The 26,949-nt window shown below is 67.8% G+C and carries 24 protein-coding genes and 1 pseudogene; 19 read left to right on the top strand and 6 right to left on the bottom strand.

Annotated elements, in window-relative coordinates; genetic code table 11:
* Nucleotides 1-80: 80 nt before the first annotated feature.
* Nucleotides 81-2,705, bottom strand: coding sequence for an alanine--tRNA ligase (gene alaS, locus E1J61_RS29245; protein ID WP_133097404.1), 2,625 nt, complete (start codon nucleotides 2,703-2,705; stop codon nucleotides 81-83).
* 330 nt (nucleotides 2,706-3,035) lie between these two features.
* On the opposite strand from alaS, the gene E1J61_RS29240 reads away from it, so the two are divergent.
* The 3 genes from E1J61_RS29240 to E1J61_RS29230 all read left to right on the top strand — a co-directional run bounded on the left by E1J61_RS29240 (nucleotide 3,036) and on the right by E1J61_RS29230 (nucleotide 5,867).
* Complete coding sequence (locus E1J61_RS29240) at nucleotides 3,036-4,256, top strand: CaiB/BaiF CoA-transferase family protein (RefSeq protein ID WP_133097403.1); 1,221 nt, start codon at nucleotides 3,036-3,038, stop codon at nucleotides 4,254-4,256.
* A gap of 131 nt (nucleotides 4,257-4,387) precedes the next feature.
* Nucleotides 4,388-4,843: a DUF2214 family protein gene (locus E1J61_RS29235; RefSeq protein ID WP_133097402.1), complete on the top strand. Its 456-nt coding sequence runs from the start codon at nucleotides 4,388-4,390 to the stop codon at nucleotides 4,841-4,843.
* A gap of 28 nt (nucleotides 4,844-4,871) precedes the next feature.
* The gene (locus E1J61_RS29230; protein ID WP_133097401.1) at nucleotides 4,872-5,867 is read left to right on the top strand and encodes a tripartite tricarboxylate transporter substrate binding protein; all 996 of its coding nucleotides are present in this window, start codon (nucleotides 4,872-4,874) and stop codon (nucleotides 5,865-5,867) included.
* Nucleotides 5,868-5,981: 114 nt separating this feature from the next.
* On the opposite strand, the gene E1J61_RS29225 is transcribed toward E1J61_RS29230, so the two are convergent.
* The gene (locus E1J61_RS29225; RefSeq protein WP_133097400.1) at nucleotides 5,982-7,763 is read right to left on the bottom strand and encodes a potassium/proton antiporter; all 1,782 of its coding nucleotides are present in this window, start codon (nucleotides 7,761-7,763) and stop codon (nucleotides 5,982-5,984) included.
* Nucleotides 7,764-8,126: 363 nt separating this feature from the next.
* On the opposite strand from E1J61_RS29225, the gene E1J61_RS29220 reads away from it, so the two are divergent.
* The 3 genes from E1J61_RS29220 (at nucleotide 8,127) to E1J61_RS29210 (ending at nucleotide 10,755) form a co-directional block, all read left to right on the top strand.
* Entirely contained in the window at nucleotides 8,127-8,588 is a 462-nt protein-coding gene (locus tag E1J61_RS29220; protein ID WP_029045514.1) for a tripartite tricarboxylate transporter TctB family protein, read from the top strand.
* 13 nt (nucleotides 8,589-8,601) lie between these two features.
* Complete coding sequence (locus E1J61_RS29215; protein WP_133097399.1) at nucleotides 8,602-10,104, top strand: tripartite tricarboxylate transporter permease; 1,503 nt, start codon at nucleotides 8,602-8,604, stop codon at nucleotides 10,102-10,104.
* A 177-nt stretch (nucleotides 10,105-10,281) separates the two neighbouring features.
* Nucleotides 10,282-10,755, top strand: coding sequence for an aminoacyl-tRNA deacylase (locus tag E1J61_RS29210; protein WP_133097398.1), 474 nt, complete (start codon nucleotides 10,282-10,284; stop codon nucleotides 10,753-10,755).
* Between the two features lie 144 nt (nucleotides 10,756-10,899).
* On the opposite strand, the gene katG is transcribed toward E1J61_RS29210, so the two are convergent.
* Both katG and E1J61_RS29200 read right to left on the bottom strand, forming a co-directional pair.
* Nucleotides 10,900-13,164, bottom strand: coding sequence for a catalase/peroxidase HPI (katG, locus tag E1J61_RS29205; protein ID WP_133097397.1), 2,265 nt, complete (start codon nucleotides 13,162-13,164; stop codon nucleotides 10,900-10,902).
* A gap of 355 nt (nucleotides 13,165-13,519) precedes the next feature.
* Nucleotides 13,520-14,404 (bottom strand): LysR substrate-binding domain-containing protein, encoded by an 885-nt coding sequence (locus E1J61_RS29200; RefSeq protein ID WP_133097396.1) that lies wholly within the window; start codon nucleotides 14,402-14,404, stop codon nucleotides 13,520-13,522.
* A 167-nt stretch (nucleotides 14,405-14,571) separates the two neighbouring features.
* On the opposite strand from E1J61_RS29200, the gene E1J61_RS29195 reads away from it, so the two are divergent.
* The 4 genes from E1J61_RS29195 to E1J61_RS29180 all read left to right on the top strand — a co-directional run bounded on the left by E1J61_RS29195 (nucleotide 14,572) and on the right by E1J61_RS29180 (nucleotide 19,000).
* On the top strand, nucleotides 14,572-15,549 hold the full coding sequence (locus tag E1J61_RS29195; protein ID WP_133097395.1) for a tripartite tricarboxylate transporter substrate binding protein: 978 nt from the start codon (nucleotides 14,572-14,574) through the stop codon (nucleotides 15,547-15,549).
* Between the two features lie 71 nt (nucleotides 15,550-15,620).
* On the top strand, nucleotides 15,621-17,246 hold the full coding sequence (ggt, locus tag E1J61_RS29190) for a gamma-glutamyltransferase (protein WP_133097394.1): 1,626 nt from the start codon (nucleotides 15,621-15,623) through the stop codon (nucleotides 17,244-17,246).
* Between the two features lie 209 nt (nucleotides 17,247-17,455).
* Nucleotides 17,456-18,316, top strand: coding sequence for a PhzF family phenazine biosynthesis protein (locus tag E1J61_RS29185; protein WP_133097393.1), 861 nt, complete (start codon nucleotides 17,456-17,458; stop codon nucleotides 18,314-18,316).
* A gap of 66 nt (nucleotides 18,317-18,382) precedes the next feature.
* Nucleotides 18,383-19,000: a pyridoxamine 5'-phosphate oxidase family protein gene (locus E1J61_RS29180; RefSeq protein WP_133097392.1), complete on the top strand. Its 618-nt coding sequence runs from the start codon at nucleotides 18,383-18,385 to the stop codon at nucleotides 18,998-19,000.
* Here the strand turns inward: E1J61_RS29180 and E1J61_RS29175 are convergent.
* A complete protein-coding gene (locus tag E1J61_RS29175) occupies nucleotides 18,997-20,433 on the bottom strand; it encodes a CoA transferase (protein WP_133097391.1) in 1,437 nt (478 codons plus the stop codon). The two genes, E1J61_RS29180 and E1J61_RS29175, sit on opposite strands and share 4 nt — an antisense overlap.
* 259 nt (nucleotides 20,434-20,692) lie before the next feature.
* On the opposite strand from E1J61_RS29175, the gene E1J61_RS29170 reads away from it, so the two are divergent.
* The 7 genes from E1J61_RS29170 (at nucleotide 20,693) to E1J61_RS29140 (ending at nucleotide 25,274) form a co-directional block, all read left to right on the top strand.
* On the top strand, nucleotides 20,693-22,450 hold the full coding sequence (locus tag E1J61_RS29170) for a glutamine--tRNA ligase/YqeY domain fusion protein (RefSeq protein ID WP_133097390.1): 1,758 nt from the start codon (nucleotides 20,693-20,695) through the stop codon (nucleotides 22,448-22,450).
* The gene (locus tag E1J61_RS29165; RefSeq protein ID WP_207951276.1) at nucleotides 22,450-22,686 is read left to right on the top strand and encodes an RNA-binding S4 domain-containing protein; all 237 of its coding nucleotides are present in this window, start codon (nucleotides 22,450-22,452) and stop codon (nucleotides 22,684-22,686) included. Before E1J61_RS29170 ends, E1J61_RS29165 begins: the two co-directional genes overlap by 1 nt.
* Before the next feature lie 70 nt (nucleotides 22,687-22,756).
* Complete coding sequence (locus tag E1J61_RS29160; protein ID WP_133097389.1) at nucleotides 22,757-23,140, top strand: MAPEG family protein; 384 nt, start codon at nucleotides 22,757-22,759, stop codon at nucleotides 23,138-23,140.
* A 2-nt stretch (nucleotides 23,141-23,142) separates the two neighbouring features.
* Nucleotides 23,143-23,742, top strand: a complete 600-nt coding sequence (locus tag E1J61_RS29155; RefSeq protein ID WP_165971571.1) for a YceI family protein — start codon at nucleotides 23,143-23,145, stop codon at nucleotides 23,740-23,742.
* A gap of 99 nt (nucleotides 23,743-23,841) precedes the next feature.
* The gene (locus E1J61_RS29150) at nucleotides 23,842-24,150 is read left to right on the top strand and encodes a hypothetical protein (RefSeq protein WP_133097388.1); all 309 of its coding nucleotides are present in this window, start codon (nucleotides 23,842-23,844) and stop codon (nucleotides 24,148-24,150) included.
* 154 nt (nucleotides 24,151-24,304) lie between these two features.
* Nucleotides 24,305-24,853 carry a YaeQ family protein gene (locus E1J61_RS29145; protein ID WP_063240456.1) on the top strand — a complete coding sequence of 183 codons (549 nt, stop codon included), beginning with the start codon at nucleotides 24,305-24,307 and terminating at the stop codon, nucleotides 24,851-24,853.
* 73 nt (nucleotides 24,854-24,926) lie between these two features.
* Nucleotides 24,927-25,274, top strand: a complete 348-nt coding sequence (locus tag E1J61_RS29140; protein ID WP_018008195.1) for an FKBP-type peptidyl-prolyl cis-trans isomerase — start codon at nucleotides 24,927-24,929, stop codon at nucleotides 25,272-25,274.
* Nucleotides 25,275-25,347: 73 nt separating this feature from the next.
* On the opposite strand, the gene E1J61_RS29135 is transcribed toward E1J61_RS29140, so the two are convergent.
* A complete protein-coding gene (locus E1J61_RS29135; protein ID WP_133097387.1) occupies nucleotides 25,348-25,668 on the bottom strand; it encodes a hypothetical protein in 321 nt (106 codons plus the stop codon).
* Nucleotides 25,669-25,935: 267 nt separating this feature from the next.
* Here E1J61_RS29135 and E1J61_RS29130 point away from each other — a divergent pair, with 267 nt between their 5' ends.
* Both E1J61_RS29130 and E1J61_RS29125 read left to right on the top strand, forming a co-directional pair.
* Nucleotides 25,936-26,715, top strand: a complete 780-nt coding sequence (locus E1J61_RS29130) for a gamma-glutamylcyclotransferase (RefSeq protein ID WP_133097386.1) — start codon at nucleotides 25,936-25,938, stop codon at nucleotides 26,713-26,715.
* A gap of 17 nt (nucleotides 26,716-26,732) precedes the next feature.
* A pseudogene (locus tag E1J61_RS29125) lies at nucleotides 26,733-26,949 on the top strand (ankyrin repeat domain-containing protein); the annotation flags it as partial.

Raw genomic sequence — 26,949 nt, 5'->3', positions numbered from 1 at the left:
GCAGAAGGGGCGCCACTGGCGCCCCTTCTTCATCTGCTTGCGAATCGGCTTGCGAATCGGCTTGCGGAATGGTCAGGCCATCAGACCTTGGCCGCCACCCACTCGCTGACACCCGCCAGCGCCTGCGGCAGCTTGGCCGGCTCGGTGCCACCAGCCTGCGCCATGTCCGGACGGCCGCCGCCCTTGCCACCCACCTGCTGGGCGACAAAGTTGACCAGCTCGCCGGCCTTGACCTTGCCGGTGGCATCGGCGGTGACGCCGGCGATCAGGCTGACCTTGCCGTCGGCCACGGCCGCCAGCACGATTGCCGCGCTCTGCAGCTTGTCCTTGAGCTTGTCCATGGTCTCGCGCAGCGTCTTCACGTCGGCGCCGTCGAGCTGGGCAGCCAGCACCTTCAGGCCCTTCACGTCGACGGCCTGCGCCGCCAGCTCGTCGCCCTGCGAAGCCGCCAGCTTGCTCTTCAGGCGCTCCAGCTCCTTCTCCAGCGCGCGCACCTGGTCCTGCACCTGGCCAATGCGCGGCACGAGTTCCGACGGCTGCGCCTTCAGCACGGCAGCGGCTTCGTTGAGCCTGGCATCCAGGTTCTGCAGGTAGTGCAGCGCGTTGTCGCCGGTGATCGCTTCCACGCGGCGGATGCCGGCAGCGACGCCGCCTTCCACCACGATCTTGAACAGGCCGATATCGCCGGTGCGATGCACGTGGGTGCCGCCGCACAGTTCCTTCGAGGTGCCGATCGACAGCACGCGCACGTCGTCGGCGTACTTCTCGCCGAACAGCGCCATCGCGCCGCTCTTGACGGCATCGTCGAACGGCATGATCTCGGCGTGCGTATCGTCGTTGCGCAGGATCTCGGCGTTGACGATCTCTTCCACCTTGCGGATCTGCTCTTCGGTCAGCGCGGCGTTGTGCGAGAAGTCGAAGCGGGTCTTGTCCGCATCCACCAGCGAGCCCTTCTGCTGCACGTGGCTGCCCAGCACTTCGCGCAGGGCCTTGTGCATCAGGTGGGTGGCCGAGTGGTTGCGCACGGTGCGCGCGCGGCGCAGCGCGTCGACCTGCGCCGAGACGGCGTCGCCCACCTTCAGCGCGCCGCCTGCCAGCGTGCCCTGGTGGCCGAACACGTCGGCCTGGACCTTGGTGGTGTCGGCGACCGCGAATACAGCGTTGCCAGCCTTCAGCACGCCCTGGTCGCCGGCCTGGCCGCCGGACTCGGCGTAGAACGGGGTGTTGTCGAGCACCACCACGCCGGTCTGGCCCGGCTGCATGGTGTCGACCGAGGCGCCATCCACATACAGCGCGGTGACCAACGCCCGCGGCAGTTCCAGCTTTTCGTAGCCATGGAACACGGTCTTGTCGCCCGTGTACTCCAGGCCGGCAGCCATCTTGAACTTGCCGGCGGCGCGCGCCTGCTCGCGCTGGCGGCTCATCGCGGCATCGAACGCGGCCTCGTCCACGGCGATTTCCTGCTCGCGGCACACGTCCTGCGTCAGGTCCAGCGGAAAGCCGAAGGTGTCGTGCAGCTTGAAGGCCAGTTCGCCGTCCAGCGTCTTGCCGCCCTTGAGCTTCAGCTCGGCCAGCGCGGCGTCCAGGATCGACATGCCGTTCTCGATGGTCTCGAAGAAGCGCTCTTCCTCGGCCTTCAGCACTTCGGTCACGCGCGACTGGGCTTCGGCCAGTTCCGGATAGGCCTCGCCCATCTGCGCGACCAGGTCCGGCACCAGCTTGTGGAAGAACGGGGTCTTCCGGCCCAGCTTGTAGCCGTGGCGGATGGCGCGGCGCACGATGCGGCGCAGCACGTAGCCGCGGCCTTCGTTACCCGGGATCACGCCGTCGACGATCAGGAACGAGCACGCGCGGATATGGTCGGCGATGACCTTCAGCGAGTTCTGGTTCAGGTTGTCGATATGGGTCTCGCGCGCGGCGGCCTTGATCAGTGCCTGGAACAGGTCGATCTCATAGTTGCTGTGCACGTGCTGCAGCACCGCGGCGATGCGCTCCAGGCCCATGCCGGTATCCACGCACGGCTTGGGCAGCGGCGTCATGTTGCCCTGCTCGTCGCGGTTGAACTGCATGAACACCAGGTTCCAGATCTCGATGTAGCGGTCGCCGTCTTCCTCCGGCGATCCCGGCGGGCCGCCCCACACCTCCGGGCCGTGGTCGTAGAAGATTTCCGAGCACGGGCCGCACGGGCCGGTGTCGGCCATCTGCCAGAAGTTGTCCGAGGCGTAGCGCGCGCCCTTGTTGTCGCCGATGCGCACGATGCGCTCGGTCGGCACGCCCACTTCCTTGGCCCAGATGTCGTAAGCCTCGTCGTCTTCCGCGTAGACTGTCACCCACAGCTTTTCGGCCGGCAGCTGGTAGGTCCTGGTCAGCAGTTCCCACGCGTACAGGATGGCATCGCGCTTGAAGTAGTCGCCAAACGAGAAGTTGCCCAGCATCTCGAAGAACGTATGGTGGCGGGCGGTGTAGCCCACGTTCTCCAGGTCGTTGTGCTTGCCGCCGGCGCGCACCGAACGCTGCGACGAGGTCGCGCGGGTGTACGGCCGCTTGTCGGTGCCCAGGAACACGTCCTTGAACTGCACCATGCCGGAGTTGGTGAACAGCAGCGTCGGGTCGTTCGCCGGCACCAGGCTGGACGAGCGGACCACGGTATGGCCCTTCGATTCGAAGAACTGCAGGAACTTGCTGCGAATGTCTGAGACTTTCATGGGATGGCGGACGCTGCTGCGGCTGGGCCGGGCGCGACGAGTCAGTTTTGGATTTGCAAACCGTTGATTATACGGGCAAGCCAGCCCCAAAAGGGCATGGCGGGGGCATGGCGGTGGCATGGCAGGCAGACCAGGCAACGCGCCCCGGCACCGGCCGGCTATCGCCCAAATCAAATACCACGGAGAGATGTTTGCATCACTTTATGGCTTGCCTCGCCGGGCCCGGGTGATACAGTGCAGGCACCCCGCGCCGGCCATTGCGCGCCACGGCGCCGGCAGCCGGTTTTCCGATCCTTCCCCCCGCATCACCTAAGAATTTCTTCTACAGCCATGGGAGCCTTAAGCCATCTCCGCGTCCTCGACCTGACCCGCGTCCTCGCCGGTCCCTGGTGCGCCCAGAACCTTGCCGACTTCGGCGCCGATGTGATCAAGATAGAGCGCCCCGGCGCCGGCGACGACACCCGCACCTGGGGCCCGCCCTGGCTCAAGGACGAAGACGGCCGCGACACCGCCGAGGCCGCCTACTACCTGGCCGCCAACCGCAACAAGCGCTCGGTCACCTGCGACATCAGCACGCCCGAGGGCCAGCAGATCGTGCGCGACCTCGCCGCGCAGAGCGACGTGGTGCTGGAGAACTACAAGGTCGGCCAGTTGAAGAAATATGGCCTGGACTACGACTCCCTGAAGCAGGTCAAGCCCGACCTGATCTACTGCTCTGTCACCGGCTTCGGCCAGACCGGCCCGTACGCCGCGCGCCCCGGCTATGACTTCATCATCCAGGGCATGGGCGGCTTCATGAGCCTGACCGGCGAGCGCGACGACCTGCCCGGCGGCGGCCCGCAGAAGGCCGGCGTGGCGATTTCCGACCTGATGACGGGCCAGTACGCCACCATCGCGGTACTGGCGGCACTCGCCCACCGCGACCGCACCGGCGAGGGCCAGTACATCGACATGGCGCTGCTCGACGTGCAGGTGGCCATGCTCGCCAACATGAACACCAACTACCTGGCCAGCGGCGAGGCGCCGCGCCGCTGGGGCAATGCGCACCCCAACATCGTCCCCTACCAGACCTTCCAGGCCGCCGACGGCTGGATCATCGTCGCGGTGGGCAACGACGGGCAGTTCCGCAAGTTCGTCACCGACGGCGGCCGGCCAGAGCTGGCCGACGATCCGCGCTTTGCCAAAAACCCGCAGCGCGTGGCCAACCGCGACGTGCTGGTGCCGATCCTGGCCGAGATGGTGCGCCCGCGCACCCGCGCGCAGTGGATCCGCGACCTGGAAGCCGCGGGCGTGCCGTGCGGCCCGATCAACACGCTCGACGACGTGTTCGAGGACGACCAGGTCAAGGCGCGCGGCCTGCGCGTGGACCTGCCCCACCCGAGCGCGGGCGAGGTCAAGCTGGTCGGCAGCCCGATCAAGATGAGCGCGACGCCACCGCAGGCGCTGCGCCACCCGCCGCTGCTGGGCGAGCACACTGACACGGTGCTGGGCGAGACCCTGGGCTACAGCGCCGGGCAGATCGCCGCACTTCGCGCAAAAGGTGTGCTGTAAGATTCTCCTCCTGACCGCGGCAGGCCAGGCCTGCCCTGCCGCAGGTGCTTTCCGGAAGTTCAGTTCCCACTGAAGTACTTTCCACGGGCCCGCGCCCCCCGCGCGGGCCTGCGCAAAGCAAAGGAGAACCCATGCTGACCGACGCCATCCTGGCCTTCCTGCATTTCCTTGCGATCTTTGTCCTGATCACGCTGATGGCCGCCGAGGCCGTGGCACTGCGCCCGGACCTGACCCCGGCCACCGTTCGGCGCCTGTCGCTGTATGACCTGTTCTATTTCCTGTCGGCGATGCTGGCGCTGGGGACCGGCCTGCTGCGCCTGTTCTACGGCGCCAAGGGCGTCGACTTCTACCTGCACAATCCGTGGTTCCACGCCAAGATGGGCGTGTTCGTACTGATCGCGCTGTGCTCGCTGCCGCCGACCTTTGCCATCGCGCGCTGGCGCAAGCAGGCGCGCAGGTTGCCCGATTACGTGCCGCCTCCGTCCGAGATCAAGGCGGCGCGGCGCTGGGTCATGATCGAATCGCACCTGGTGATCCTGCTGCCGCTGTGCGCCGTGATGATGGCGCGCGGCATCGGGGCCCGCTAAGAATCCCAATCCCTCTGTCATCCGCAACATGCTGAAGAAACTGCTTGCCGCCGCGCTGACCGCGGCGCTGATGCCCGCCGCCGCCGCCGCGGCCACCAACGCCTACCCCGCCAAGCCCGTCCGCTTCGTGGTGCCCTATCCCGCCGGCGGCCCGCTCGACACCGTGGCGCGCGCCATCGGCGACAAGCTGCGCGACAGCCTGGGCCAGCCCGTGGTGGTGGAGAACAAGCCGGGCGCCGGCGGCAACCTGGGCGCGGACTACGTCGCCAAGCAGCCGGCCGACGGCTACACCATCGTCATGGGCGCGGTGGCCACGCATGCCATCAACCCGACGCTGTTCAGCAAGATGCCGTACGACCCGGTCAAGGACTTCGCGCCGATCACGCTGGTTGCCGACGTGCCCAACGTGCTGGTGATGCACCCCGGCAAGGCCGCCGACCTGCACATCAACAACGTACGCGACCTGGTCGCCTACGCGCGCAAGAACCCGGGCAAGCTGGACTACGCCTCGGGTGGCAACGGCAGCGCCGGGCACCTGTCGGGCGAGCTGTTCAAGAGCATGGCGAAGATCAGCATGGTCCATATCCCCTACAACGGTGCGTCGCCCGCGCAGCTGTCGGTGCTGTCGGGCCAGACCGACCTGATCTTCGACAACCTGGCTTCGGCATCCGCCAATATCAAGGCGGGCAAGCTCAAGGCCTTCGCCGTGACCACCGCCAGCCGCGCCGCGGCGTTCCCCGAACTGCCGACCATTGCCGAGGCCGGCAGGGGGCTGGGGCTGGAAGGCTTCGATATCTCGACGTGGTTCGGCGTGTTCGCTCCGGCCAATACGCCGCGAGAAATCGTGGACAAGCTGAACCACGAGATCGTTGCGATCCTGAAGACGGACGACATGAAGGCACGCCTGGCCCGGATCGGCGCACAGCCGGCGCCGACCACGCCCGAGCAGTTTGGGGCGTTGGTGCAGAAGGAACTGAAGAAGTATGCGCAGATCGTGAAGGTGTCGGGGGCGAAGGTGGACTGAAGTCCAAACCATCGCAGGACCAACGGTTTTGGGTGCTCCCAAGCCGCGCGAGCTAGCCAAAGCAAGGTGTTCCCCCTCTCCCGCAGGCGGGTGGGGGAAGCAAACCAACGCAAATCAAGCGCGCTCGCGGCCCGCTTCCTCCCTGCGCCGCCTCACCCACAGCTTCCCGCCGGAATCCCCCTCCAGCCGCGGCAGCAGCAATCCCACCTGCAGGATCTTCGCCCCCTCCATCCGCGTCACCGTCAGTGGCACCCCCGCGATCTCGACGCTGTCGCCCTCCACCGGCGGCGAGGTGAACACCCGCAGCATCGCCGCTTCCAGCGATAACGATTCTTCCTCCGGCGTCAGCGCGCGCGTGCCGTAAATGGCCGCCACGTCGCCCAACGGCGCATCGCCGGACAGCAGGAAATCGTGCGAGACCTCCTCCCAGGTGGGCGCGCGCCCAGGGCTCTGGAACAACAGCGAGAGCCTCGGCAGCGTTGTCGCCGGTGCCAGCACGCTAACCGCATCGCCAGCGCGCAGTACGGTCTGATTCGGTTCGGCCAGCGCGTCGTCGCGCGCCACCGTCAGCAGGCGGCTGCGCGGCGGCAGTTCGAGCTGGTCGGCGCGCACGTTTTCCACCGGCGCGTTGGGCCCCACGCAGAACTGCATCACCTCCAGGATCGGCGCGCGCGTGCCGCGCAGCCGCGAACGCGCCACCGGCTCCGGATAGCCGGGCCGGCGCACGCGCGCCAGCCGCGCCGCGACCGATACGGTGGTGCCCTGGAACAGCAGGCTGGCCAGCACCACGGCAAAGGCGATGCGGAACAGCAAGCCGGCCTCGGGCGCCTGGCGCAGCAGCGGGAACAGCGCCAGCACGATCGGCACCGCGCCGCGCAGGCCCATCCACGCGATAAAGCCCTTCTCGCGCGCATTGAAGCGGAACGGCAGCAGCGCCACCCACACCGCCACAGGGCGCGCCACCAGCATCAGGAACGCGGCGACCGCCACCGCGGGCCCGGCCACTTCCAGGATCCGATGCGGCGCCACCAGCAGGCCCAGCAGCAGGAACATTGCCGACTGCGCCAGCCAGGCCATGCCGTCCATCGCGCGCATGACGTCGGCGGTGACCGCGCGCTCGCGGTTGCCGATCAGCATGCCGGTCAGGTACACCGCCAGGAAGCCGCTGCCGCCGGCGGTCTGCACCAGCGCGAACACCATGGCCCCGCCTGCGCACAGCAGGATCGCCTGCAGGCCTTCGGCCACGTGGATGCGCTCCAGCACACGGGCCAGGCAGTATCCCAGCGCCAGCCCAAGCACACCGCCCACGCCGAACTGCACCAGCAGGCTCATCACCAACCCCAGCGGCGTCAGCCCGCCGGGTGCGGTGACCCATTCGATCAGCGTCAGGGTCAGGAAAATCGCCATCGGGTCGTTGATGCCCGACTCGATCTCCAGCACGCTCGCGACCCGGTCCTTGAGGCGGATGCCGCTGCTGTGCAGCATCGAGAAAACCGCCGCCGCATCGGTCGAGCCGACGATGGCGCCGAGCAGCAACCCGAGCCGCCAGTCGATACCGAGCAGCCACGCCGCGAACACGCCCACCAGCCCGGCCGTCACCAGCACGCCCACGGTCGCCAGCGACAGCGACGGCTTGAGCGCAACCCGGAAGGTGGCGAAGCGCGTGCGCAGGCCGCCGTCGAGCAGGATCACCGCCAGCGCCAGGTTGCCGACCAGGAAGCTGAGCCAGGTGTCGTTGAAGCGGATGCCGCCGGGTCCGTCCACGCCGGCCAGCATGCCGACTGCCAGGAACACCAGCAGGAACGGCACGCCGAAGCGTGCCGAGAACGCCCCCAGCACGATGCCCAGCGACATCACGATGCCACCGATCAGGATGACGTGGTCGATGCTCTCCAAGCTGCTCCTTGCGTCACGTATGGGTCCTTGCCGGAACCTTTCAAACCTTACAGGGCTTTCAGGCCGGCGCCCCCGGAGACTGCAGTACAGATGCCCGGGATGATAGCGCAGCGCCTCTCGCCGCCCCACCCGCCAGCCCGCCTCCAGACTGGCTTTGCGGATCGGCCAGGCGCCTTTTAAGCGCCATCTCACTAGGGGATACCCGAACCATGACCCTGTTTGCAGACATCTGAAAGGTAGCTGAAAGGTCGCCCCCTTAACTTCCACCCTGCCCGCAGGAGGGCCCTTCGTTGCAGACCGCATTGATGCAGGGCAACAAAGGGTCAACCGCAGATTTCAAGCGTCTTTTCGAGGAGATTCACTTTGCGCATACGTAGCCAAAAGGACTTCGCCTCCGGCCTGATGTTCATCCTGGTCGGATTCGGCTTTTCCTGGGTCGCACGCGGCTATTCCATGGGAACCGCCGCAAAAATGGGACCCGGATACTTCCCGTTCTGGCTCGGCATCGTGCTTGCCCTGCTGGGCGTGCTGGTGCTGTGGGGCTCGCTGTCTTCCAAGGCTGAGGAAGACCAGCTGGCCCGCTGGGATATCAAGACGCTGCTGTGGATTCTGGGCTCGGTGGTGCTGTTCGGCCTGCTGCTCAAGCCGCTGGGCATGGTGCTGTCGGTGCTGGTGCTGGTGCTGGTGTCGTCGATGGCCAGCCACGAATTCAGCTGGAAGGGTGCCATCCTGAACGCCATCATCCTGGTGCTGATCAGCCTGGGCGCGTTCGTGTACGGCATCAACCTGCAGATGCCGGTGTGGCCGGCTTTCCTGGCAAGCTAAGGAGGCCGCCAACATGGAACTACTCACTAACCTGGGCCTGGGCTTCTCCACCGCCCTGACCTTCCAGAACCTGGCGTACGCCTTCCTGGGCTGCGTGCTGGGCACCCTGATCGGCGTGCTGCCGGGCCTGGGGCCGCTGGCCACCATCGCCATGCTGCTGCCGGTGACCTACACGCTGCCGCCGGTGGCCGCGCTGATCATGCTGGCCGGCATCTACTACGGCGCCCAGTACGGCGGCTCGACCACGGCCATCCTGGTGAACCTGCCGGGTGAATCGTCCTCGGTGGTGACAACCATCGACGGCTACCAGATGGCAAGACGAGGGCGAGCGGGGGTGGCGCTTGCCACCGCCGGCCTGGGCTCGTTCTTCGCCGGCTGCGTGGCCACCATGATCCTGGCCGCGTTCGCCGCGCCGCTGTCGGAACTGGCCTTCAAGTTCGGCCCCGCCGAGTATTTCTCGCTGATGGTGCTGGGCCTGATCGGCGCCGTGGTGCTGGCCTCGGGCTCGCTGGTCAAGGCGATCGCCATGATCGTGCTGGGCCTGCTGCTGGGCCTGGTGGGTACCGACGTGAACTCGGGCGCCGCGCGCTTCTCGTTCGACGTGCCGGAACTGACCGACGGCCTGAACTTCGTCTCGGTGGCAATGGGTATCTTCGGCTTTGCTGAAATCATCGCCAACCTGGAGCAGAAGGAGCAGCGCGAGACCTTCACCGACCACATCACCAACCTGTTCCCGACCAAGGAAGACTTCAAGCGCATGTTCCCGGCCGTGCTGCGCGGCACCGCACTGGGTTCGGCGCTGGGCATCCTGCCGGGCGGCGGCGCCTCGCTGGCTTCGTTCGCGGCGTACTCGCTGGAGAAGAAGACCTCCAAGTACCCGCAGGAATTCGGCAAGGGCGCGATCGAAGGCGTGGCGGGTCCGGAATCGGCCAACAACGCGGCTTCGCAGACCTCCTTCATCCCGCTGCTGACGCTGGGCATTCCGCCCAACGCGGTGATGGCGCTGATGGTGGGCGCGATGACCATCCACAATATCCAGCCCGGCCCGCAGGTGATGACCAGCAACCCGGCGCTGTTCTGGGGCCTGATCGCCTCGATGTGGATCGGCAACCTGATGCTGATCGTGCTGAACCTGCCGCTGATCGGCATCTGGGTGAAGCTGCTGAAGGTGCCCTACCGCTACCTGTACCCGGCGATCCTGACGTTCTGCTGCATCGGCGTGTATTCGGTCCAGAACACCACCTTCGACGTGTTCCAGACCGCTGCCTTCGGCGTGATCGGCTACCTGTTCATCAAGCTGCGCTGCGAACCCGCTCCGCTGCTGCTCGGCTTCGTGCTGGGGCCGATGATGGAAGAAAACTTCCGCCGCTCGCTGCTGCTGTCGCGTGGTGACTTCAGCGTGTTCGTGACGCGTCCGCTGTCGATGGGCCTGCTGATCGCCGCGGCGGTGCTGGTGGTGATCGTGGCGCTGCCGTCGATCAAGGCCAAGCGCGAAGAAGCGTTCCAGGAAGAATAAGCAGGACTTGCCGCCGGCCTGCGGGCCGGCTCGCAATGCAACACTGGGGGCACCGCGAGGTGCCCTTTTTTTGTTGCCGGGAATTGACGCGGTGACACGCCTCCACCGGGCCCGCAGCGACCTATAGTATTAGCACCCGGACAACTGTCGCGATGAGCGCGTCGGAGGTTTGAGATCATGACCATGGCTAATACGCTGGCGAAATGCCTGAGCACCAAGCACAGCCAGTTCGACACCGTTCGGCACCCCTACAGCCTGAGCAGCATGGCCACTGCACACGCTGCACACATTCCCGGAGACCGCCTGGCCAAGACAGTCCTGCTGGAAGACGACAGCGGCTATGTCGCCGCGGTGATTCCTTCCACGCACCATTTGAAACTTGCCGAGATCCGCGAGCAGACCGGACGCAACCTGTCGCTGGCGCACGAGGATGGCGTGCGCGAAGTCTTCAGGGACTGCGACCACGGCGCGATCCCGCCGGTCGGCATGGCGTATGGCACGCAGACCTGGCTGGACGACAGCCTGCTGACGCACGCCGACGTCTATTTCGAAGCGGGCGACCACCAGGAACTGGTGCACATGAGCACCGACCAGTTCCTGGAACTGATGGCCGATGCAAAGCGCGGGCACTTCGCGCACAGGATGATGTAGGGCAAAGCCATACGTCAGCAATCTGGCGGCCGGCGCATGCCGGCCGTTTTTTTGCGCGCTGCTCTTGATGACGACGCGCATGCCCGGCCCCCGCCACGGCATGACACCGTGACGGGGGCCGAGCTGCCGCTCAAACGGCAGGCGTCAATCCAGCAGGTCGAAGCGGTCGAGGTTCATCACCTTGGCCCAGGCCGCGACGAAATCCCTGACGAATTTTTCCTGCGCATCCTCGCTGGCATAGACCTCGCTGAGCGCGCGCAACTGCGAGTTCGAGCCGAACACCAGGTCGACACGCGTGCCGGTCCACTTCTTGTCGCCGGTCTTGCGGTCGCGCCCTTCGAACAACTCGCGCTCGTCCGACAGCGGCTTCCATTCCAGACGCATGTCGAGCAGGTTGCGGAAGAAGTCGTTGGTCAGCGTTTCCGGGCGGTCAGTCAGGACGCCATGCGCATCGGATCCGGTATGCACGTTCAGCACGCGCAGGCCGCCGATCAGCACCGTCATCTCGGGCACGGTCAGCGTCAGCAGCTGCGCCTTGTCGACCAGCAGGTGCTCCGGCGGGATGCTGTATTTCGCCTTGACGAAGTTGCGGAACCCGTCCGCCTTCGGCTCGAGCGCGGCCATTACGTCCACGTCGGTCTGTTCCTGCGACGCATCGGTGCGGCCCGGCGAGAACGGCACGGTGACCTTGTGCCCCGCCTTCTGCGCCGCCTGCTCGATGGCCGCGCCGCCGGCCAGCACGATCAGGTCGGCCAGCGAGATCTTCTTGCCGCCGGATTGCGCGCCATTGAATTCGGCCTGGATCCCTTCGAGGACCTTGAGCACCTTGCCCAGTTGTCCGGGCTCATTCACGGCCCAGTCCTTCTGCGGCGCCAGCCGGATGCGCGCACCATTGGCGCCGCCCCGCTTGTCCGAACCGCGGAAGCTCGATGCCGACGCCCACGCGGTCTGCACCAGTTGCGACAGCGGCAGGCCCGAAGCCAGCACCTTCTGCTTGAGCGCGGCGACATCCTGGTCGTTGACCAGCGGATGGTCAACCTTCGGCACCGGGTCCTGCCAGAGCAGATCTTCCTGCGGGACTTCCGGGCCCAGGTAACGCGCGCGCGGACCCATGTCGCGATGGGTCAGCTTGAACCACGCGCGGGCGAAGGCGTCGGCAAGCTGGTCGGGATGCTCCAGGAAGCGCCGCGAGATCTTCTCGTACTCGGGGTCGAAGCGCAGCGACAGGTCGGTGGTCAGCATCGTCGGCCGCAGCTTCTTGGACGGATCGTACGCATGCGGGATGGTCTCGCCGCCATTCTTGGCCACCCACTGGTTGGCGCCGGCAGGGCTCTTGGTCAGTTCCCAGTCATGGCCGAACAGGTTTTCCAGGTAGCTGTTGCCCCATTGCGTCGGCGTCTTGCTCCAGGTCACCTCCAGCCCGCTGGTGATGGTATCGGCGCCCCTGCCGGTGCGGAAGCTACTCGACCAGCCCAGGCCCTGGAGCTCGAGATCCGCGCCTTCCGGTTCAGCGCCGACGTTGTCCGCCGGTCCGGCACCGTGCGTCTTGCCGAAGGCATGCCCGCCGGCGATCAGCGCGACGGTTTCCTCGTCGTTCATGGCCATGCGCGCGAATGTCTCGCGGATGTCGTGCGCCGCGGCAAGCGGATCCGGGTTGCCTTCCGGGCCTTCCGGGTTCACGTAGATCAGGCCCATCTGCACGGCGGCCAGCGGGTTTTCCAGGTGGCGGCCGTCGTCGGTGCGGCTGGCCTCGGCGCCATGCATGTCCTCGTCGGCAACCAGCACGCCGGCGTCGTCATACTTGCCCGCGGCACCCTTGCCGTAGCGCACGTCACCGCCGAGCCAGGTCTTTTCATCGCCCCAGTACACATCGCCGTCAGGTTCCCAGGTGTCTTCGCGGCCACCACCGAAGCCAAAGGTCTTGAAGCCCATGGTTTCCAGCGCGACATTGCCGGTCAGCACCAGCAGGTCGGCCCACGAGATGTTCTGGCCGTACTTTTGCTTGATCGGCCATAGCAGCCGGCGCGCCTTGTCCAGGCTGACGTTGTCCGGCCAGCTGTTGAGCGGCGCGAAACGCTGCTGGCCGCGCCCTGCGCCGCCGCGGCCGTCGCCGATGCGATAGGTGCCGGCGGCGTGCCAGGCCATGCGGATGAACAGCGGGCCATAGTGGCCGAAGTCCGCCGGCCACCAGTCCTGCGAGTCGGTCATCAGCGCCGCCAGGTCCTTCTTCACCGCGGCCAGGTCCAGGTCCTTGAACGCTTTACGGTAGTTGAAGTCCGGGCCCAGCGGGTTGGACTTGCCGGAATGCTGGCTGAGCAGGTCCAGCCGCAATTGCTTTGGCCACCACTCGCGATTGGTCGTACCGCCGCCGGCGGTATGCGTGAAGGGACACTTTGCTTCGTTAGACATACGTTCTCTCCTTAGGGGGACGTACTGCATACGCCTGCCGCGATGGCGTCAGCGGTCGCTCGATTGCTGTTATTGCCCGAATAGCTGTCTGACTTCGAAGATTCCCGCTCCGGCACGACTCGCCGGACGTTCTTGCAACGCAAGCCGGCTGGTTGCCGCCGGTGCGCGGACGCGCGCGGGCGAGCACCGGCGTGACGATCGGGGCGCGCGCAGGGCGAAGCCGCGCTGTCTGACTTCCGCAGCGGCTGTCCGCAACCAAAATATATGCACAGCTCGGCCCGAGGAGAATGCGATTCTGTCTATCTGGCCGATAGACCGCGCTTATGGCGCCATGGCGACCGGCTTCTGGTGCCACTCAGGCGCCAAATAGTTCGCTGCACGCCGCCCGCACCGCCGCCGTTACCTGCCCGCGCCCGTGGTCGCGCCGCTCGAGCATGCCGATGTGGCGCATGACCGGCTCGCCGTTGACCAGCAGCGGCAGGATGCGCAGCGCCTCGTCGTCGTGCCAGCGCGCGCGCCGCAGCAGCGGCACCACGGTCACGCCCACCTCCTGGCGCACCAGCTCGACCAGCGCCTCGATGGCGTTCAGCTCGAGGAACTCGTTGACCTTCAGGTGCGCGCGGCGCAGCGCGCGCTCGACCAGCACACCGGTGCGCTGGCTGCGGTCGAAGCGCAGGTAAGGATTCCCGGCAAGCGCCTCGCGCGCATCGCGGCCGGGGCTGCCGCGTGCGGCGATCGCCACCAGCGGCTCCTGGTACAGCGGCGTCCAGCGCAGCGTGCCGGGGATCCGCGTGGCGCCTTCCACCAGGATCGCCGCGTCGAGCTCGCCGGCCTCGACCTGTGCCGCCAGCTCGATCGACTTGGCGCCGACCAGGCGCACGTCGAGCGCCGGGTAGGTGCGCTTCATGCGGGCCACCGCGTGCGACAGGCCGCCCATCACCGACACCACCGCGCCCACGGCCACGGCACCGGCCATGGCCTGGTCCGATGCCAGCGGCAGCCGCATCTCGTCGTACAGGGCGAGCAGGCGCCGCGCCTGCGGCAACAGCGCGCGGCCATCGGCATTGAGCACCGCGACGCGGCCGTTGCGGTCGAACAGTTCACGCCGCAGTTCGCTTTCGAGCGCGCGCATCTGCAGGCTGACAGCGGCCTGGGTCAGGGCCACCTGTCCGGCGGCTGCGGCAAAGGAGCCCTGGTCGGCTACGGAAACGAAGGTACGAAGGAATCGGATCGTGCTCATCGGTGCCCGTGCGCAATGCTGCAAAGCAGCGTCGATACTTAAATTTTTCTTGTGACATTGGAAAGAAATATTAGCTTTCTTTGTGACCGGCGGCACGGAATAATTAAGCGGGCTCATCAATCCTTGCCCGCTTTATGCCCGCCCCAAGCCTGACTCCGGAGACAAGCATGAAATCCTGGCTGCGCCTCGCCGGCATCGCCGCTGCCTGTGGCATGTGCCTGGCCACCACGCCCGCACTGGCCGACAACTATCCCGGCAAGCCGATCCGCCTGATCGTGCCCTTCCCGGCAAGCGGCGCGACCGACCTGCTGGCGCGCGCCATCGCCCAGAAGGTAGGCACCGACATCGGCCAGCAGATCGTGGTGGACAACCGCCCGGGCGCCGGCGGCGCGATCGGTTCCGACATGGCGGCCAAGGCCGCGCCGGACGGCTACACGCTGCTGATCGCGACCACCAGCACGCACTCGATCGGCCCGTACATCAACACCCGCCTGCCGTACAACACCGAGACCGACTTCACCCCGATCGGCCAGGTGGCGATCGCCACCAACGTGCTGGTGGTGCCGAACAGCCTGCCGGTGAAGAACGTGCGCGAGCTGGTCGACTACGCCAAGAAGCATCCCGGCGAACTCAACTACGCCTCCAGCGGCAATGGCACCGTGGTGCACCTGACCGCCGAGGCGTTCAAGGCGCAGGCCGGCGTGTTCATCACCCATATCCCCTACCGCGGCACCGCGCTGGCCGTGCCCGACCTGATCTCGGGCAAGGTGCAGGTGCTGTTCGACAGCATCGTCTCGGGGCTGCCGCATGTGAAGGACGGCAAGCTCAAGGCGCTGGCGGTGACCAGCGCCAGGCGCTCGCCGCTGGCACCGGAGATCCCCACGGCCAGCGAGTCGGGGCTGCCCGGCTTTGAGTCGGATACGTGGTTCGGCATCTACGGGCCCAAGGGGATGCCGGCGGACATCGTCAATCGCCTGAATGCCGAGTTCAACAAGGCCATCCAGTCGCCCGAGGTCAAGGAGCGCCTGGGCAAGCTGGGCGCCGAGCCGGTCGGCGGCACGCCGGCGCAGTTTGCCGCCATGGTGAAGAAGGACAGCGCCCGCTGGGGCAAGCTGATCAAGGATCGCAAGATCACGGCAGAATAACGGCACCGCGAGTGCCAACGCTGCCGGCGCCCACGACGGCCCGGCCGCTTACTGAAACGACAGACAAAGCCATGCAGAACTTCAACTGGACCAACCCCTACCCCTCCGTGCGCATCCCGCTGTTTGCGCGCAACGTGGTGTCCACCTCGCACCCGCTGGCTGCGCAGGCCGGCCTGCGCATGCTGCTCAAGGGCGGCAATGCCGTCGATGCGGCCATCGCCGCGGCGGCCGCGATCACCATCGTCGAGCCGGTATCGTGCGGCCTGGGCAGCGATGCCTTCGCCATCCTGTGGGACGGCAAGGAGCTGCATGGCCTGAACTCCTCCGGCGTGGCCCCGGCCGCCTGGAACCCGGAGTACTTCAGGAACAAGTACGGCACTGACGCCAACGGCCTGGCCAACCGCCCGATCCGCGGCTGGGACTCGGTCACCGTGCCCGGCGTGATCGCCGGCTGGGCGGCGATGCACGAGCGCTTCGGCAAGCTGCCGTTCGCCGACCTGATGGAGCCGGCGATCGAGATCGCCGAGCGCGGCTACGCCGTGCCGCCCGTGGTGGCGCACAAGTGGGCCGCCGCTGTGCCCGAGCTGAAGGACCAGCCGGGCTACGCCGAGACCTTCATGCCCAATGGCCGCGCGCCGCTGGTCGGCGAGAAGTTCACCATGAAGGCTGCCGCCGAGACGCTGCGCAAGATCGGCGAGACCCGCGGCCGCGCCTACTACGAAGGCGAGATCGCCGAGAAGATCGCCGCCTTCAGCAAGCAGTGCGGCGGCGCGATGACGCTTGACGACCTGCGCAACTATCGCCCCGACTGGGTCAAGCCGATCAGCAAGGCCTACCGCGGCTACGAGCTGCACGAGATCCCGCCCAACGGCCAGGGCATTGCCGCGCTGGTGGCGCTGGGCATCCTCAGCCAGTTCGACATGGCCTCGATCCCGGTCGACTCCGTCGATTCGCAGCACCTGCAGATCGAAGCGATGAAGCTGGCCTTCGCCGACCTGTACCGCTACGTGGCCGACCCGCGCAGCATGGAGGTCACGCCGGAACAGATGCTGGATGACGCGTACCTGAAATCGCGCGCCAGGCTGATCGACATGCAGCGCGCCACGCATTTCAACTTCGGCATGCCCAAGGTGGGCGGCACCATCTACCTGACCGCCGCCGACGAGAGCGGCATGATGGTCTCGTTCATCCAGTCGAACTACATGGGCTTCGGCTCTGGCGTGGTGGTGCCGGGCACCGGCATCAGCCTGCAGAATCGCGGCGTGGGCTTCTCGATGGATCCCAGGTCCGCCAACGCCGTGGCCGGCGGCAAGCGCCCGTTCCACACCATCATCCCGGCCTTCCTGACGAAAAACGGCCATCCGGTGATGAGCTTCGGCGTGATGGGCGGCGACATGCAGCCGCAGGGCCACCTGCAGACGGTGGTGCGCATGCTGGACTACAACCAGCAGCCGCAGGCCGCATGCTGCGCGCCCCGCTGGAAGGTCAACCGCGATTTCACACTGGACGTGGAAGGCACCATGGACCCGGCCACGGTCGCAGGGCTGAAGGCGCGCGGGCACCAGTTGAAGTCGGTGGAAGACCCGTACATGGACTTTGGCTCGGGCCAGTTTATCTGGCGCCTGTCGGACGATCCGGAGCAAGGGTACGTGGCCGCCAGCGACAGCCGGCGCGACGGGCAGGCGGTGGGGTTCTGAGCCACCAAACGAAGCCGAGCCACCAAACGAAGCCAACGGTTTTGGGTGCACCCAAGCCGCCCGAGCTAGCCTAAGCAAGGTGTTCTCCCTCTCCCGCACGCGGGAGAGGGAGCAAACCCCGCAACTGGCCCGCCCACAACCCCGCCAACTGTGCATGGCGCACCGACTCCGCCTCCGTACACTGCACGGATGCTTCCGGAGCCCGCACCATGCCCACCTACGCCTTCCGCCTGCTCAACGTCTTCGCCGAATCCACCTTCGGCGGCAATCCCCTGTGCGTGTTCGAACACGCGCGCGGCCTGGACGAGGCCACCATGCAGGCGCTCGCGCTGCAGTTCAACCTGTCGGAAACCACCTTTATCCTGCCGTCGGACAATGCCAGCGCGCGCGTGCGCATCTTCACGCCCGGCCATGAGATGCGTTTCGCCGGCCACCCCACGCTGGGCACCGCGCACGTGGTGCGCGAACTGGCCGGCACCGGCGACACGCTGACGCTCGAATTCCTCGCCGGCGTGGTCCCGGTGACGGCGCAGGGCGATGTGTGGACTTTCACCGCACCGCACAGCGGCATGCCGAAGACCGCCCCGGCCGGCCTGCCCGATGCCGGGATGGCAAGCCTGCTCGGCCTGCAGGAGAGCGACCTGCTGGGGTCGCCGATGTGGGTCGACACCGGCGCCGACCAGTTGCTGGTGGCCGTGAACAGCACCGATGCCGTGCGGCGCGCCAATCCCGACAGCGCGCGGCTCGACATCTGGCCGCAGAGCAGCCTGGGCCGCAAGACCGCGTACGTGTTCGCCTTCGATCCCGAACAGCCTGGCCGCGTGCTGTCGCGCTATTTCTTCGCCCAGCAGGGCGGCGGCGTGGCCGAGGATCCGGGCACGGGCTCGGCCTGCGCCAACCTCGGTGGCTGGCTGCTCGCCACCAGCCGCGCGCTGCCGGCGGAATACATCATCGACCAGGGCGAGGCCGTCGGCCGCCCGTGCCGGCTGCGCTTGTCGGTCGGCCCGGACGGCGCGATCCGCGTGGGCGGCCGCGTGCTGGAGATTGGCCGCGGCACCGTGACACTCTGAGCGCCCTGCGCAGCGCCGCCGGCTGCGCTACATTGTCGCTTGCCCCGCCAACCGCCCCGCCCCGCCATGACCTCGCACGCCATCACCTCCCTGGCCGAACTGGAAGCGCTCTACGCCCAGCCCGCGGCACCTTCGCTGTCCAAGGAAGTCGACTACCTGCACCCGCATTACCGCGCCTTTATCGAGGCCGCACCGTTCTGCCTGCTGTCGACCGTCGCCGACGACTGGGCCGAATGCTCGCCGCGCGGCGACATGCCCGGTTTCGTGCAGGTGCTGGACGAGCGCACGCTGCTGCTGCCCGACCGGCGCGGCAACAACCGCATCGACAGCCTGCGCAATATCGTGGCCGATCCGCGCGTCGGCCTGCTGTTCGTAATCCCCGGCGTCAACGAGACCATCCGTGTCAACGGCACCGCGCAGATCAGCGTCGACCCGGCGCTGATCGCGCGGTGCGTGGTCGACGGCAAGGCGCCGACCACAGTGCTGGTGGTCAAGGTGCAGTCGGTGTTCTTCCAGTGCGCCCGCGCGCTGATCCGCTCGCGCCTGTGGTCCGCGGACGCGCAGGTCGCACGGCAGACGCTGCCGAGCAACGGCGAGATCCTGGCCACGCTGAGCGAGAACGCCATCGACGGGGCCGCCTATGACCGCGAGCTGCCCGAACGGCAGCGTAATACTCTGTACTAGCGCGGCAGCCACTCCGGCGCGTGCGTGCCGAGCGGCTCGGACGGCAGCGTCCAGCGCGCCGGCGTCCCGGACAGCAGCGCCGCGTGGCGCACCACGGTCAGCATGCCGAAGCCGGACGGCACCGCTTCGAGCAGGTCGGCGACATCGTCGATCTTCTGCTCGGGCGCCTTCAGCCCCTGCGGCACCCGCCCCAGCCCGCGCAGCCACTGCCCCACCTGGGCCAGCGACACGCGCACGTGCCAGCTGCCGCCTTCCAGCGCGCGCCGGTGCAGCGCGGCCATCGCGCCGAATGCCAGCAGGTAGCCCGCGGCATGATCCAGCACCTGCGCTGGCAATGGCCGCGGCGTGTCGCTGCCGGCCGCTTCGGCCTCGGCGTGGTTGAAGCCGGTGGCGGTCTGCACCAGCGAATCGAAGCCGCGCTTGTGCGCCCACGGCCCGACGTGGCCATACGCGCTCAGCGACACGTAGACGATGCCCGGCCGCGCCCGCGCCGCGGCTTCCGCGCCCACGCCCAGCTCGGCCAGGCCGCCGGGCCGGTAGCCCTGCACCATCACGTCGGCACCGTGGAGCAGCTTGTGCAGCGTGCGCTTGTCATCAGGGTCGCGCAGGTCGAGCTGGCAGCTGCGCTTGCCGCGGCCGGTGTCGATCACCAGCGGCGCGATCGACGGCAGGTGCGCGGAGGTTACCAGCAGCACGTCCGCGCCATGCGCGGCCAGCGTGCGCCCGGCGACCGGGCCGGCGATGATGCGGGTGAAGTCGAGCACGCGCACGCCCGACAGCGGCCGCGCATCGGCAGACGTTGGCGCCGGCCATGGCTGTGGCGGCGCATCGCCGATGCGTTCGAGCGTCATCGGCGGCAGGCCGCGCAGCGCCGCGGCCTGCGGATGGCGGTCCCATTCGTCGAAGCTGCGCAGCGCAGCGACCACCAGGCCGGCGTCGGACGCGGCGGTTTCGAACGTTTCGGCTTCCCACTTTTCCAGCGCCGCCTGCACCGCCGCCTTGTCATAGGCGCAGCCCAGCAGGCGCAGCACGCCATCGCGGTGATGCGGGAAATTGGTGTGCAGCCGGACCCAGCGGCCGTCGCCGCAGCGGTAGGTGCCGGCAATCTTGTCCCACAGCTCCGGCGCGGGACCGCCGTCGACGCGCAGGTAGCGCTCGCTGCGGAACTCGGTGATCGCGTGGCGCATGTCGACGCTGACGTCCTGCCAGCGGCCGCTGCGGCCCTGCCACAGCGTGGCGGCGGCCAGCGCCGACGCGGCCAGGCTGGCCTGCGCCGCGGTCCCTACTGCAAAGCTTGAAGGCAGCACCGGCTCGGCGCCGTCCAGACGCAGATGGGCCAGCGCCTCCGCGGGCAGGCCGGCATCGCGCCACAGCGCGGCAACGACATCGTGGGGCATGGGCGGCACTTGTGCCGCATCGGTGTGGGCGTTCATGGGCGTTCCTGCTGCGGTGAAGGACTGGCGGCCGTGGCCGGCCGGCACGGGTCTCCATGCTACTCCGACGCGTCACTTTCGGTGCGGCCAACCGGCGCCGGCAACCGACAAACCATAAATGAGCCGATGCTCACCGCGTGCGGCGCCGCCGGCACGGTAAAATCCCGGTATTGGCATTCCGCCACGCAATCTGACGACCCGACCGGCCACCGTATCGATCCAACCCGTCGATCCATCCGGCCGGCCAACCGGCGCCACCATGAGCCACGACAACAAGCCTACCGACAGCACCCCAGCCGCCTCCAACTTCCTGCGGAGCATCATCGACCAGGACCTCGCCGCCGGCACCTATGCCGGCCGCCAGGACAAGCAAGGCGAGCCGCTGCCGACCGTCATCACCCGCTTCCCGCCGGAGCCCAACGGCTATCTGCATATCGGCCATGCCAAGAGCATCTGCCTGAACTTCGGGCTGGCGCGCGACTATGGCGGCCGCTGCCACCTGCGCTTCGACGACACCAACCCGGTCAAGGAAGACACCGAATACGTCGATTCGATCATCGACGCCGTGCACTGGCTCGGCTTCTCCTGGGACAGCGAATGCAAGGACGGCCAGAAGCAGCCGCACCTGTACTACGCCAGCGACTACTTCGACCAGCTCTACGCCTTTGCCGAGACGCTGATCGAGCGCGGCGCCGCCTACGTGGACAGCCAGTCGGCCGAACAGATCGCCGCCAGCCGCGGCAACTTCTCCGAGCCGGGCAAGCCCTCGCCCTACCGCGACCGCACCGTCGAGGAAAACCTGCAGCTGTTCCGCGACATGCGCGCCGACAAGTACGGCGACGGCGAGCACGTGCTGCGCGCCAAGATCGACATGACCGCGCCCAACATCGTGATGCGCGACCCGGTGCTCTACCGCATCCGCCACGCGCATCACCACCGCACGGGCGACAAGTGGTGCATCTATCCGATGTACGACTTCACCCACTGCATCTCGGACGCGCTGGAGAATATCTCGCACTCGCTGTGCACGCTGGAGTTCGAGAACAACCGCCCGCTGTATGACTGGGTGCTGGAGCACCTGCGTGACGCCGGCGTGTTCCGCGACCCGCTGCCGCACCAGTATGAGTTCGCGCGCCTGAACCTGACCTACGCCATCACCAGCAAGCGCAGGCTCAAGCAGCTGGTCGACGAGAACCGTGTCGACGGCTGGGACGATCCGCGCATGCCCACGCTGGTCGGCGTGCGCCGCCGCGGCTATACGCCGGAATCGATCCAGCTGTTCTGCGACCGCGTCGGCGTGGCCAAGGCCGACAGCTGGATCGACATGAGCACGCTCGAAGGCGCGGTGCGCGACGACCTGGACGGCCGGGCCGCGCGCGGCGTGGCCGTGCTGGACCCGCTCAAGCTGGTCATCGACAACTACCCCGAAGGCCAGAGCGAGGAATGCTCGGCCCCGGTCCATCCGAAGAAGCCGGAACTGGGCAAGCGCGTGTTCCCGCTGTCGCGCGAACTGTGGATCGAGCGCGAGGACTTCAACGAGACCCCGCCCAAGGGCTATTTCCGCCTGTTCCCGGGCAACAAGGTGCGCCTGAAATACGGTTACGTGGTCGAGTGCACCGGCGTGGACAAGGACGCCGACGGCAACGTCGTCGCCGTGCATGCCAACTACCTGCCCGATACCAAGAGCGGCACGCCGGGCGCCGACAGCGTCAAGGTCAAGGGCGTGATCCACTGGGTCAGCGCCGCGCACGGCTACGAGGCCGAGGTGCGCCTGTATGACCGCCTGTTCAACGACCCCAACCCGGACGCCGGCGGCAAGAACTTCCTGGACGCGCTCAATCCCGATTCCAAGAAGGTGGTCACAGCCTACCTGGAGCCGGGCCTGCGCGAGGCGCAGCCGGAAGACCGGTTCCAGTTCGAGCGCCACGGCTACTTCGTTGCCGACCGCAATGATTCTCAGCCGGGCAAGCCGGTCTTCAACCGCATCGTCGGGTTGAAGGACAGCTGGGGCAAGTGATGGGCAAGGCAACTCCGGTGCGGACCATCACCTTCCCGCTCGAGGGCGAGTTCATCGCCCTTAACGACCTGCTCAAGCTGGCTGGCGTGTGCGACAGCGGCGGCGCCGGCAAGGCGCTGGTCGCCTCCGGCGAAGTCTCGGTGGACGGCGCGCCCGAATCGCGCAAGACTGCGAAGATTCGCGCCGGGCAGGTGGTGGGCCTGGCGGGCATCGAGATCCGCGTGGTCGCCGCCTGACCGCGCTACCGGCCGCAGCGGCCGCCCCGGCTGCTGCGGCTGCGGCACTGCAACGGAAAGGACCGAAACCATGCCGATCGCGTTCTGGTGCGTCTTGCTGGCCGGCGTGCTGCCGCTCGCCACGGTAGCCATCGCCAAGGCCAGCGCGCCCGGCTTCGACAACCATGACCCGCGCGGCTGGCTCGACAAGCAGACCGGGCGCGCGCGGCGCGCCGACCTGGCGCACCGCAACCATTTCGAGGCCTTCCCCTTCTTTGCCGCGGCGGTGCTCACCGCCAGCTTCCTGCAAGCGCCGCAGGCGCGCATCGACGAACTGTCGATGGTCTTCATCCTCACCCGCATCCTCTATACCGTGTGCTACCTGACCGACCGGGCCACGCTGCGCACGCTGTGCTGGACCATCGGGTACCTGTCGGTGGTGGGGATTTTCCTGCTGCCGGTGTTCGTGCACTAGCCATGTCGGCAGCCGTTCGCCTGCTGGCAGCCGTTGCGATCACCATGCTGGGCAGCGCCGGCGCCGGCGCCGCGCCGGTGGAATACACGCTCGACCCGGTCCACACCACCGTCTATTTCGGCGCCAGCCATTTCGAGCGCAGCTCGGTGCGCGGGCGCTTCGGCAAGATCGACGGCCGCATCGTCTACGATGCCGACAGCGGTGCAGGCGCGGTCGACGTGACCGTCGACCTGGCCTCGGTCGACACCGGCAACCGCACGCTCGACGGCGTGCTGCGCTCGGCACAGTTCTTCGATATCGCGCAGTTTCCCGTGGCGCGGCTGCGTGCCGATCGCTTTATCAGCGACGGCGGCCGGCTTGTGGCGGTAGAGGGCGAGTTGAGCCTGCACGGCGTCACCCAACCGGTGCGGCTGCAGGCCGAGCGCTTTCGCTGCGGCGAGGTCACGATGTTCGGCGTGGCGCGGCAGGTGTGCGGCGGCGACTTCCGCGCCGAAGTGCCGCGCAGTGCCTTCGGCATGACCCGCTTCCTGCCCGATGCGGGCGACATCGTGACGCTTCAGGTGGCGATAGAGGCATCGCCGGCGGCCAGCCCCGCGCGCTAGCCCAACGCGTCACCTCCGGCGCAGTTTTCTCTTGTAGAATCAGCGCTTTGCTCAATCCCTGCCACGCCGCCGCGTGTGCGGCAACGCGAGACAGAGACCATGTTCGAGATCCATTCCGGCGACATCGTCGCAGCCGCCCTGGCCGCCGCTGGCGCCTGCCTGCTGTGCAGCATTCCGGGCGAATTCCTGCGCCGCTTCCCGCTGTGGGCGGTGCGCACCTACGGCCGCGGCGCCCTGCTGATGCCGTTCCTGGCGATGATGGTCGGCACCTGGCTGTTCCGCCTCGGCGTGGCCGGCCAGCTCGATACCGATGCCGGCCAGGCGCTGGTGGTGGCAGCCGGCTTCCTGGCCACGCTGCTGCTGTCGGCGCTGCTGCGCTTCTACCTGAAGGAATACCGCAAGCGCTGAGGTCGTTCCCCAGCCGCGTCCCTGGCCGGCCATTTGTGCCGGCTGGCCCACCTTGCCCTGCCCACGCGCATACGGCGGCGCCGCCGAATCGCGTATGATGCGGCCTTTCGCGTACCGCGCCACCGCGCCCGGACGCAGCCGCACACCTCACTTCATGGCGCTCAAGTCCACCATCTTCAAAGCCGAGCTGGCCGTCTCCGACATGGACCGGCCCTACTACGGCAGCCACAGCCTCACCATCGCCCAGCATCCGTCCGAGAATGACGCACGCATGATGGTGCGCGTGCTCGCCTTCGCCTGCGAAGCCACCGAGACGCTGGCCTTCACCCGCGGCCTGGATGAGCCCGACGAGCCCGACCTGTGGGACAAGCGCCTGACCGGCGATATCGCCCACTGGGTCGAGCTGGGCCAGCCCGACGAAGCGCGCCTGAAGCGCGCCGCCGCCCGCGCCGAGCGCGTGACCGTGTACACCTACAGCGGCGCCAGCGCGCGCGAGTGGTGGAAGGGCATGGCGGGCAAGGCCGGCAAGCTGCGCAACGTCACCGTCTACAATGTCCCGACAGAAGCGGTCGACGCGCTCGCCGCCCTGGCGCAGCGCGCGATGCGCCTGTCGGTGACGATCCAGGACGGCGATATCTGGGTCGCCGACGACGACCGCAACGTGCAACTGCAACTGGACGTGCTGCAGCGCGCCCAGGATTGAACGAGGCGGCCACCGCCGCGCTCCCGATTCACCTCGACTGGTCCCTGCCAGTTTTCATCGGAAGGAAATCACCATGCAAACCACGCCCTCTGGCCTGCAATACGAAGACACCACCGTCGGCTCCGGCGCCGAAGCCACCGCCGGCAAGCACGTCACCGTGCACTACACCGGCTGGCTGTACGAGAACGGCCAGGCCGGCCGCAAGTTCGATTCGAGCAAGGACCGCAATGACCCGTTCGTGTTCCCGCTGGGCGCCGGCCATGTGATCCGCGGCTGGGACGAAGGCGTGCAGGGCATGAAGGTCGGCGGCGTGCGCCGCCTGGTGATCCCGGCGGACCTCGGCTACGGTGCGCGCGGCGCCGGCGGCGTGATCCCGCCTAACGCGACGCTGCTGTTTGAAGTGGAACTGCTGGCGGTCTGATCGCCGCCACGTCGCTCCCGCGCGGGCGGGAGCGGCAAAACGGGCGCGCGCGCCGCGCGCCTCGTTAGCGGACTCAGAAACCGATGGCGGCGTTGCCGACATCGACGCGGACCTTGTCGCGGTCCAGCAGACGCGCCGCATGGCGCGCATAGTCCTGCGCCCAGGCAGGATCGCCGGAGAAGCGCGCTTCTCCGGAAAACTTGGCGACGTTCAGGATCTTGTCGATCACCAGCACCTTGCCGACCGGGCTCGACGCCTGGCAATCGAGTTCGGTGTACTCCCGGTCGAACCAGCGCCACGCCGCATCCTCGCCGACCGCGGCCAGCTCGTCCGCGCCGATCGTGAAGTCATACTCCTTGCCGCTGCCGAACACCACCGTAAGCGTACGCGCCATCGCAGGTTCCTCCTGGTCGGATTGAGGCTCCCATTGTAAAGACTGGCCGCCACCGCGGGCCAGTAAAACGCTCCGGGCTGACGGCGGACAAGCGTGCGCGTGCATGCATCGATCCGGCATCACGCCGGGTAGCAAGGCCGCCACGCGGCCGCGACCGTTGTCCAGCGCCCACACCGCTGCCGCCGGCTCAGGCATTTCCGGGAAAAACTGGCAGTTATGTCATTTTCCCCACCTGCCCGGGACGCAGCTTTGATTTATGCTTGCAGCATGGCCATTACGCGACAGGACCTCGAATCCGACCGGCTGCGCACCTCGCTGTGCAGTACCCCGGTCGCGTCCTCGCTGTTGCCCGAGCACGTGCTGGAGCAGTCCCTCTGCGACGCGCTGGCATGCAAGCCCGAAGATCCCGCGCTCGGCGGCGATGTCTGGGTGTTCGGCTATGGCTCCCTGATCTGGAACCCGATGGTGGTGCACACCGAGCGCCGGCGCGCGACCGTGCATGGCTACCACCGCGGCTTCTACCTCTACTCCCGCATCAACCGCGGCACCTGGGACAATCCGGGGCTGGTACTGGGCCTGGATCGCGGTGGCTGCTGCCACGGCATGGTGTTCCGCATCCCCAGCCACGTGGTCGAGCAGGAATTCCGCGTGCTGTGGCGCCGCGAGATGCTGACCGGCGCGTACCACCCGCGCTGGCTGCGCATCCGCACCGGCGCCGATGGCGATCAGGGCCCCGGGCAACGCGCCCTGGCCTTCGTCATGAACCGCACGCACGAGTCCTACGCCGGCCGGCTGCCGGACACCAGCGTGGTCGAGCGGCTACGCCACGCCGCCGGACTGTACGGCCCGGCGCGCGAATACCTGCAGCAAACCCTGCTGGGGCTGGCCACCAACGGCGTCGATGACCCCTATCTGGGGCGGCTGTGGCGCCAGCTCCAGGCGGACGATGCCGCCGACGCTGAAAGCGCCGCCGCCCAGGCTGGCACGGCCGGCACCCGCACGGACGACGTCCCGCCCTTGCCGGCCCGGCCTCGCGAAACCGTCTGAGCCGAGAGGTTCCCGCCATGACGCGCCCCGCCGCCCGCAGCCGCAGACAGGTACTCAACGAGATGCTGGGCCTGATGGGCTTGCTGGTGGGGGGCAGCCTGCTGGCGGCGCAGGGCGGCCAGACCCTGGCGGCACGGCCCGGGGCCGGCGGCGCCAGCCAGCCCGGCGCCGCGCAGCCGCGCGGCACGGCGCGCGCACCGCTGCGCAGCGACGGCCTGAGCGCACTCGACCGCA

Source organism: Cupriavidus sp. L7L (genome assembly GCF_004353535.1).
Lineage (GTDB): Bacteria > Pseudomonadota > Gammaproteobacteria > Burkholderiales > Burkholderiaceae > Cupriavidus > Cupriavidus oxalaticus_A.
The sequence above is the reverse complement of the archived record's forward strand: the minus strand, read 5'-3'. Positions and strand labels throughout refer to the sequence as shown.

Coding starts and splice junctions, on each gene's coding strand:
- E1J61_RS29140 (WP_018008195.1), top strand. CDS start 24,927: ATGCAAACCACGCCCTCTGGCCTGCAATACGAAGACACCACCGTCGGC.
- E1J61_RS29210 (WP_133097398.1), top strand. CDS start 10,282: ATGACCATGGCTAATACGCTGGCGAAATGCCTGAGCACCAAGCACAGC.
- E1J61_RS29195 (WP_133097395.1), top strand. CDS start 14,572: ATGAAATCCTGGCTGCGCCTCGCCGGCATCGCCGCTGCCTGTGGCATG.
- E1J61_RS29155 (WP_165971571.1), top strand. CDS start 23,143: ATGTCGGCAGCCGTTCGCCTGCTGGCAGCCGTTGCGATCACCATGCTG.
- E1J61_RS29150 (WP_133097388.1), top strand. CDS start 23,842: ATGTTCGAGATCCATTCCGGCGACATCGTCGCAGCCGCCCTGGCCGCC.
- katG (WP_133097397.1), bottom strand. CDS start 13,164: ATGTCTAACGAAGCAAAGTGTCCCTTCACGCATACCGCCGGCGGCGGT.
- ggt (WP_133097394.1), top strand. CDS start 15,621: ATGCAGAACTTCAACTGGACCAACCCCTACCCCTCCGTGCGCATCCCG.
- E1J61_RS29200 (WP_133097396.1), bottom strand. CDS start 14,404: ATGAGCACGATCCGATTCCTTCGTACCTTCGTTTCCGTAGCCGACCAG.
- E1J61_RS29170 (WP_133097390.1), top strand. CDS start 20,693: ATGAGCCACGACAACAAGCCTACCGACAGCACCCCAGCCGCCTCCAAC.
- E1J61_RS29185 (WP_133097393.1), top strand. CDS start 17,456: ATGCCCACCTACGCCTTCCGCCTGCTCAACGTCTTCGCCGAATCCACC.
- E1J61_RS29160 (WP_133097389.1), top strand. CDS start 22,757: ATGCCGATCGCGTTCTGGTGCGTCTTGCTGGCCGGCGTGCTGCCGCTC.
- E1J61_RS29145 (WP_063240456.1), top strand. CDS start 24,305: ATGGCGCTCAAGTCCACCATCTTCAAAGCCGAGCTGGCCGTCTCCGAC.
- E1J61_RS29130 (WP_133097386.1), top strand. CDS start 25,936: ATGGCCATTACGCGACAGGACCTCGAATCCGACCGGCTGCGCACCTCG.
- E1J61_RS29175 (WP_133097391.1), bottom strand. CDS start 20,433: ATGAACGCCCACACCGATGCGGCACAAGTGCCGCCCATGCCCCACGAT.
- alaS (WP_133097404.1), bottom strand. CDS start 2,705: ATGAAAGTCTCAGACATTCGCAGCAAGTTCCTGCAGTTCTTCGAATCG.
- E1J61_RS29230 (WP_133097401.1), top strand. CDS start 4,872: ATGCTGAAGAAACTGCTTGCCGCCGCGCTGACCGCGGCGCTGATGCCC.
- E1J61_RS29240 (WP_133097403.1), top strand. CDS start 3,036: ATGGGAGCCTTAAGCCATCTCCGCGTCCTCGACCTGACCCGCGTCCTC.
- E1J61_RS29165 (WP_207951276.1), top strand. CDS start 22,450: ATGGGCAAGGCAACTCCGGTGCGGACCATCACCTTCCCGCTCGAGGGC.
- E1J61_RS29215 (WP_133097399.1), top strand. CDS start 8,602: ATGGAACTACTCACTAACCTGGGCCTGGGCTTCTCCACCGCCCTGACC.
- E1J61_RS29135 (WP_133097387.1), bottom strand. CDS start 25,668: ATGGCGCGTACGCTTACGGTGGTGTTCGGCAGCGGCAAGGAGTATGAC.
- E1J61_RS29180 (WP_133097392.1), top strand. CDS start 18,383: ATGACCTCGCACGCCATCACCTCCCTGGCCGAACTGGAAGCGCTCTAC.
- E1J61_RS29235 (WP_133097402.1), top strand. CDS start 4,388: ATGCTGACCGACGCCATCCTGGCCTTCCTGCATTTCCTTGCGATCTTT.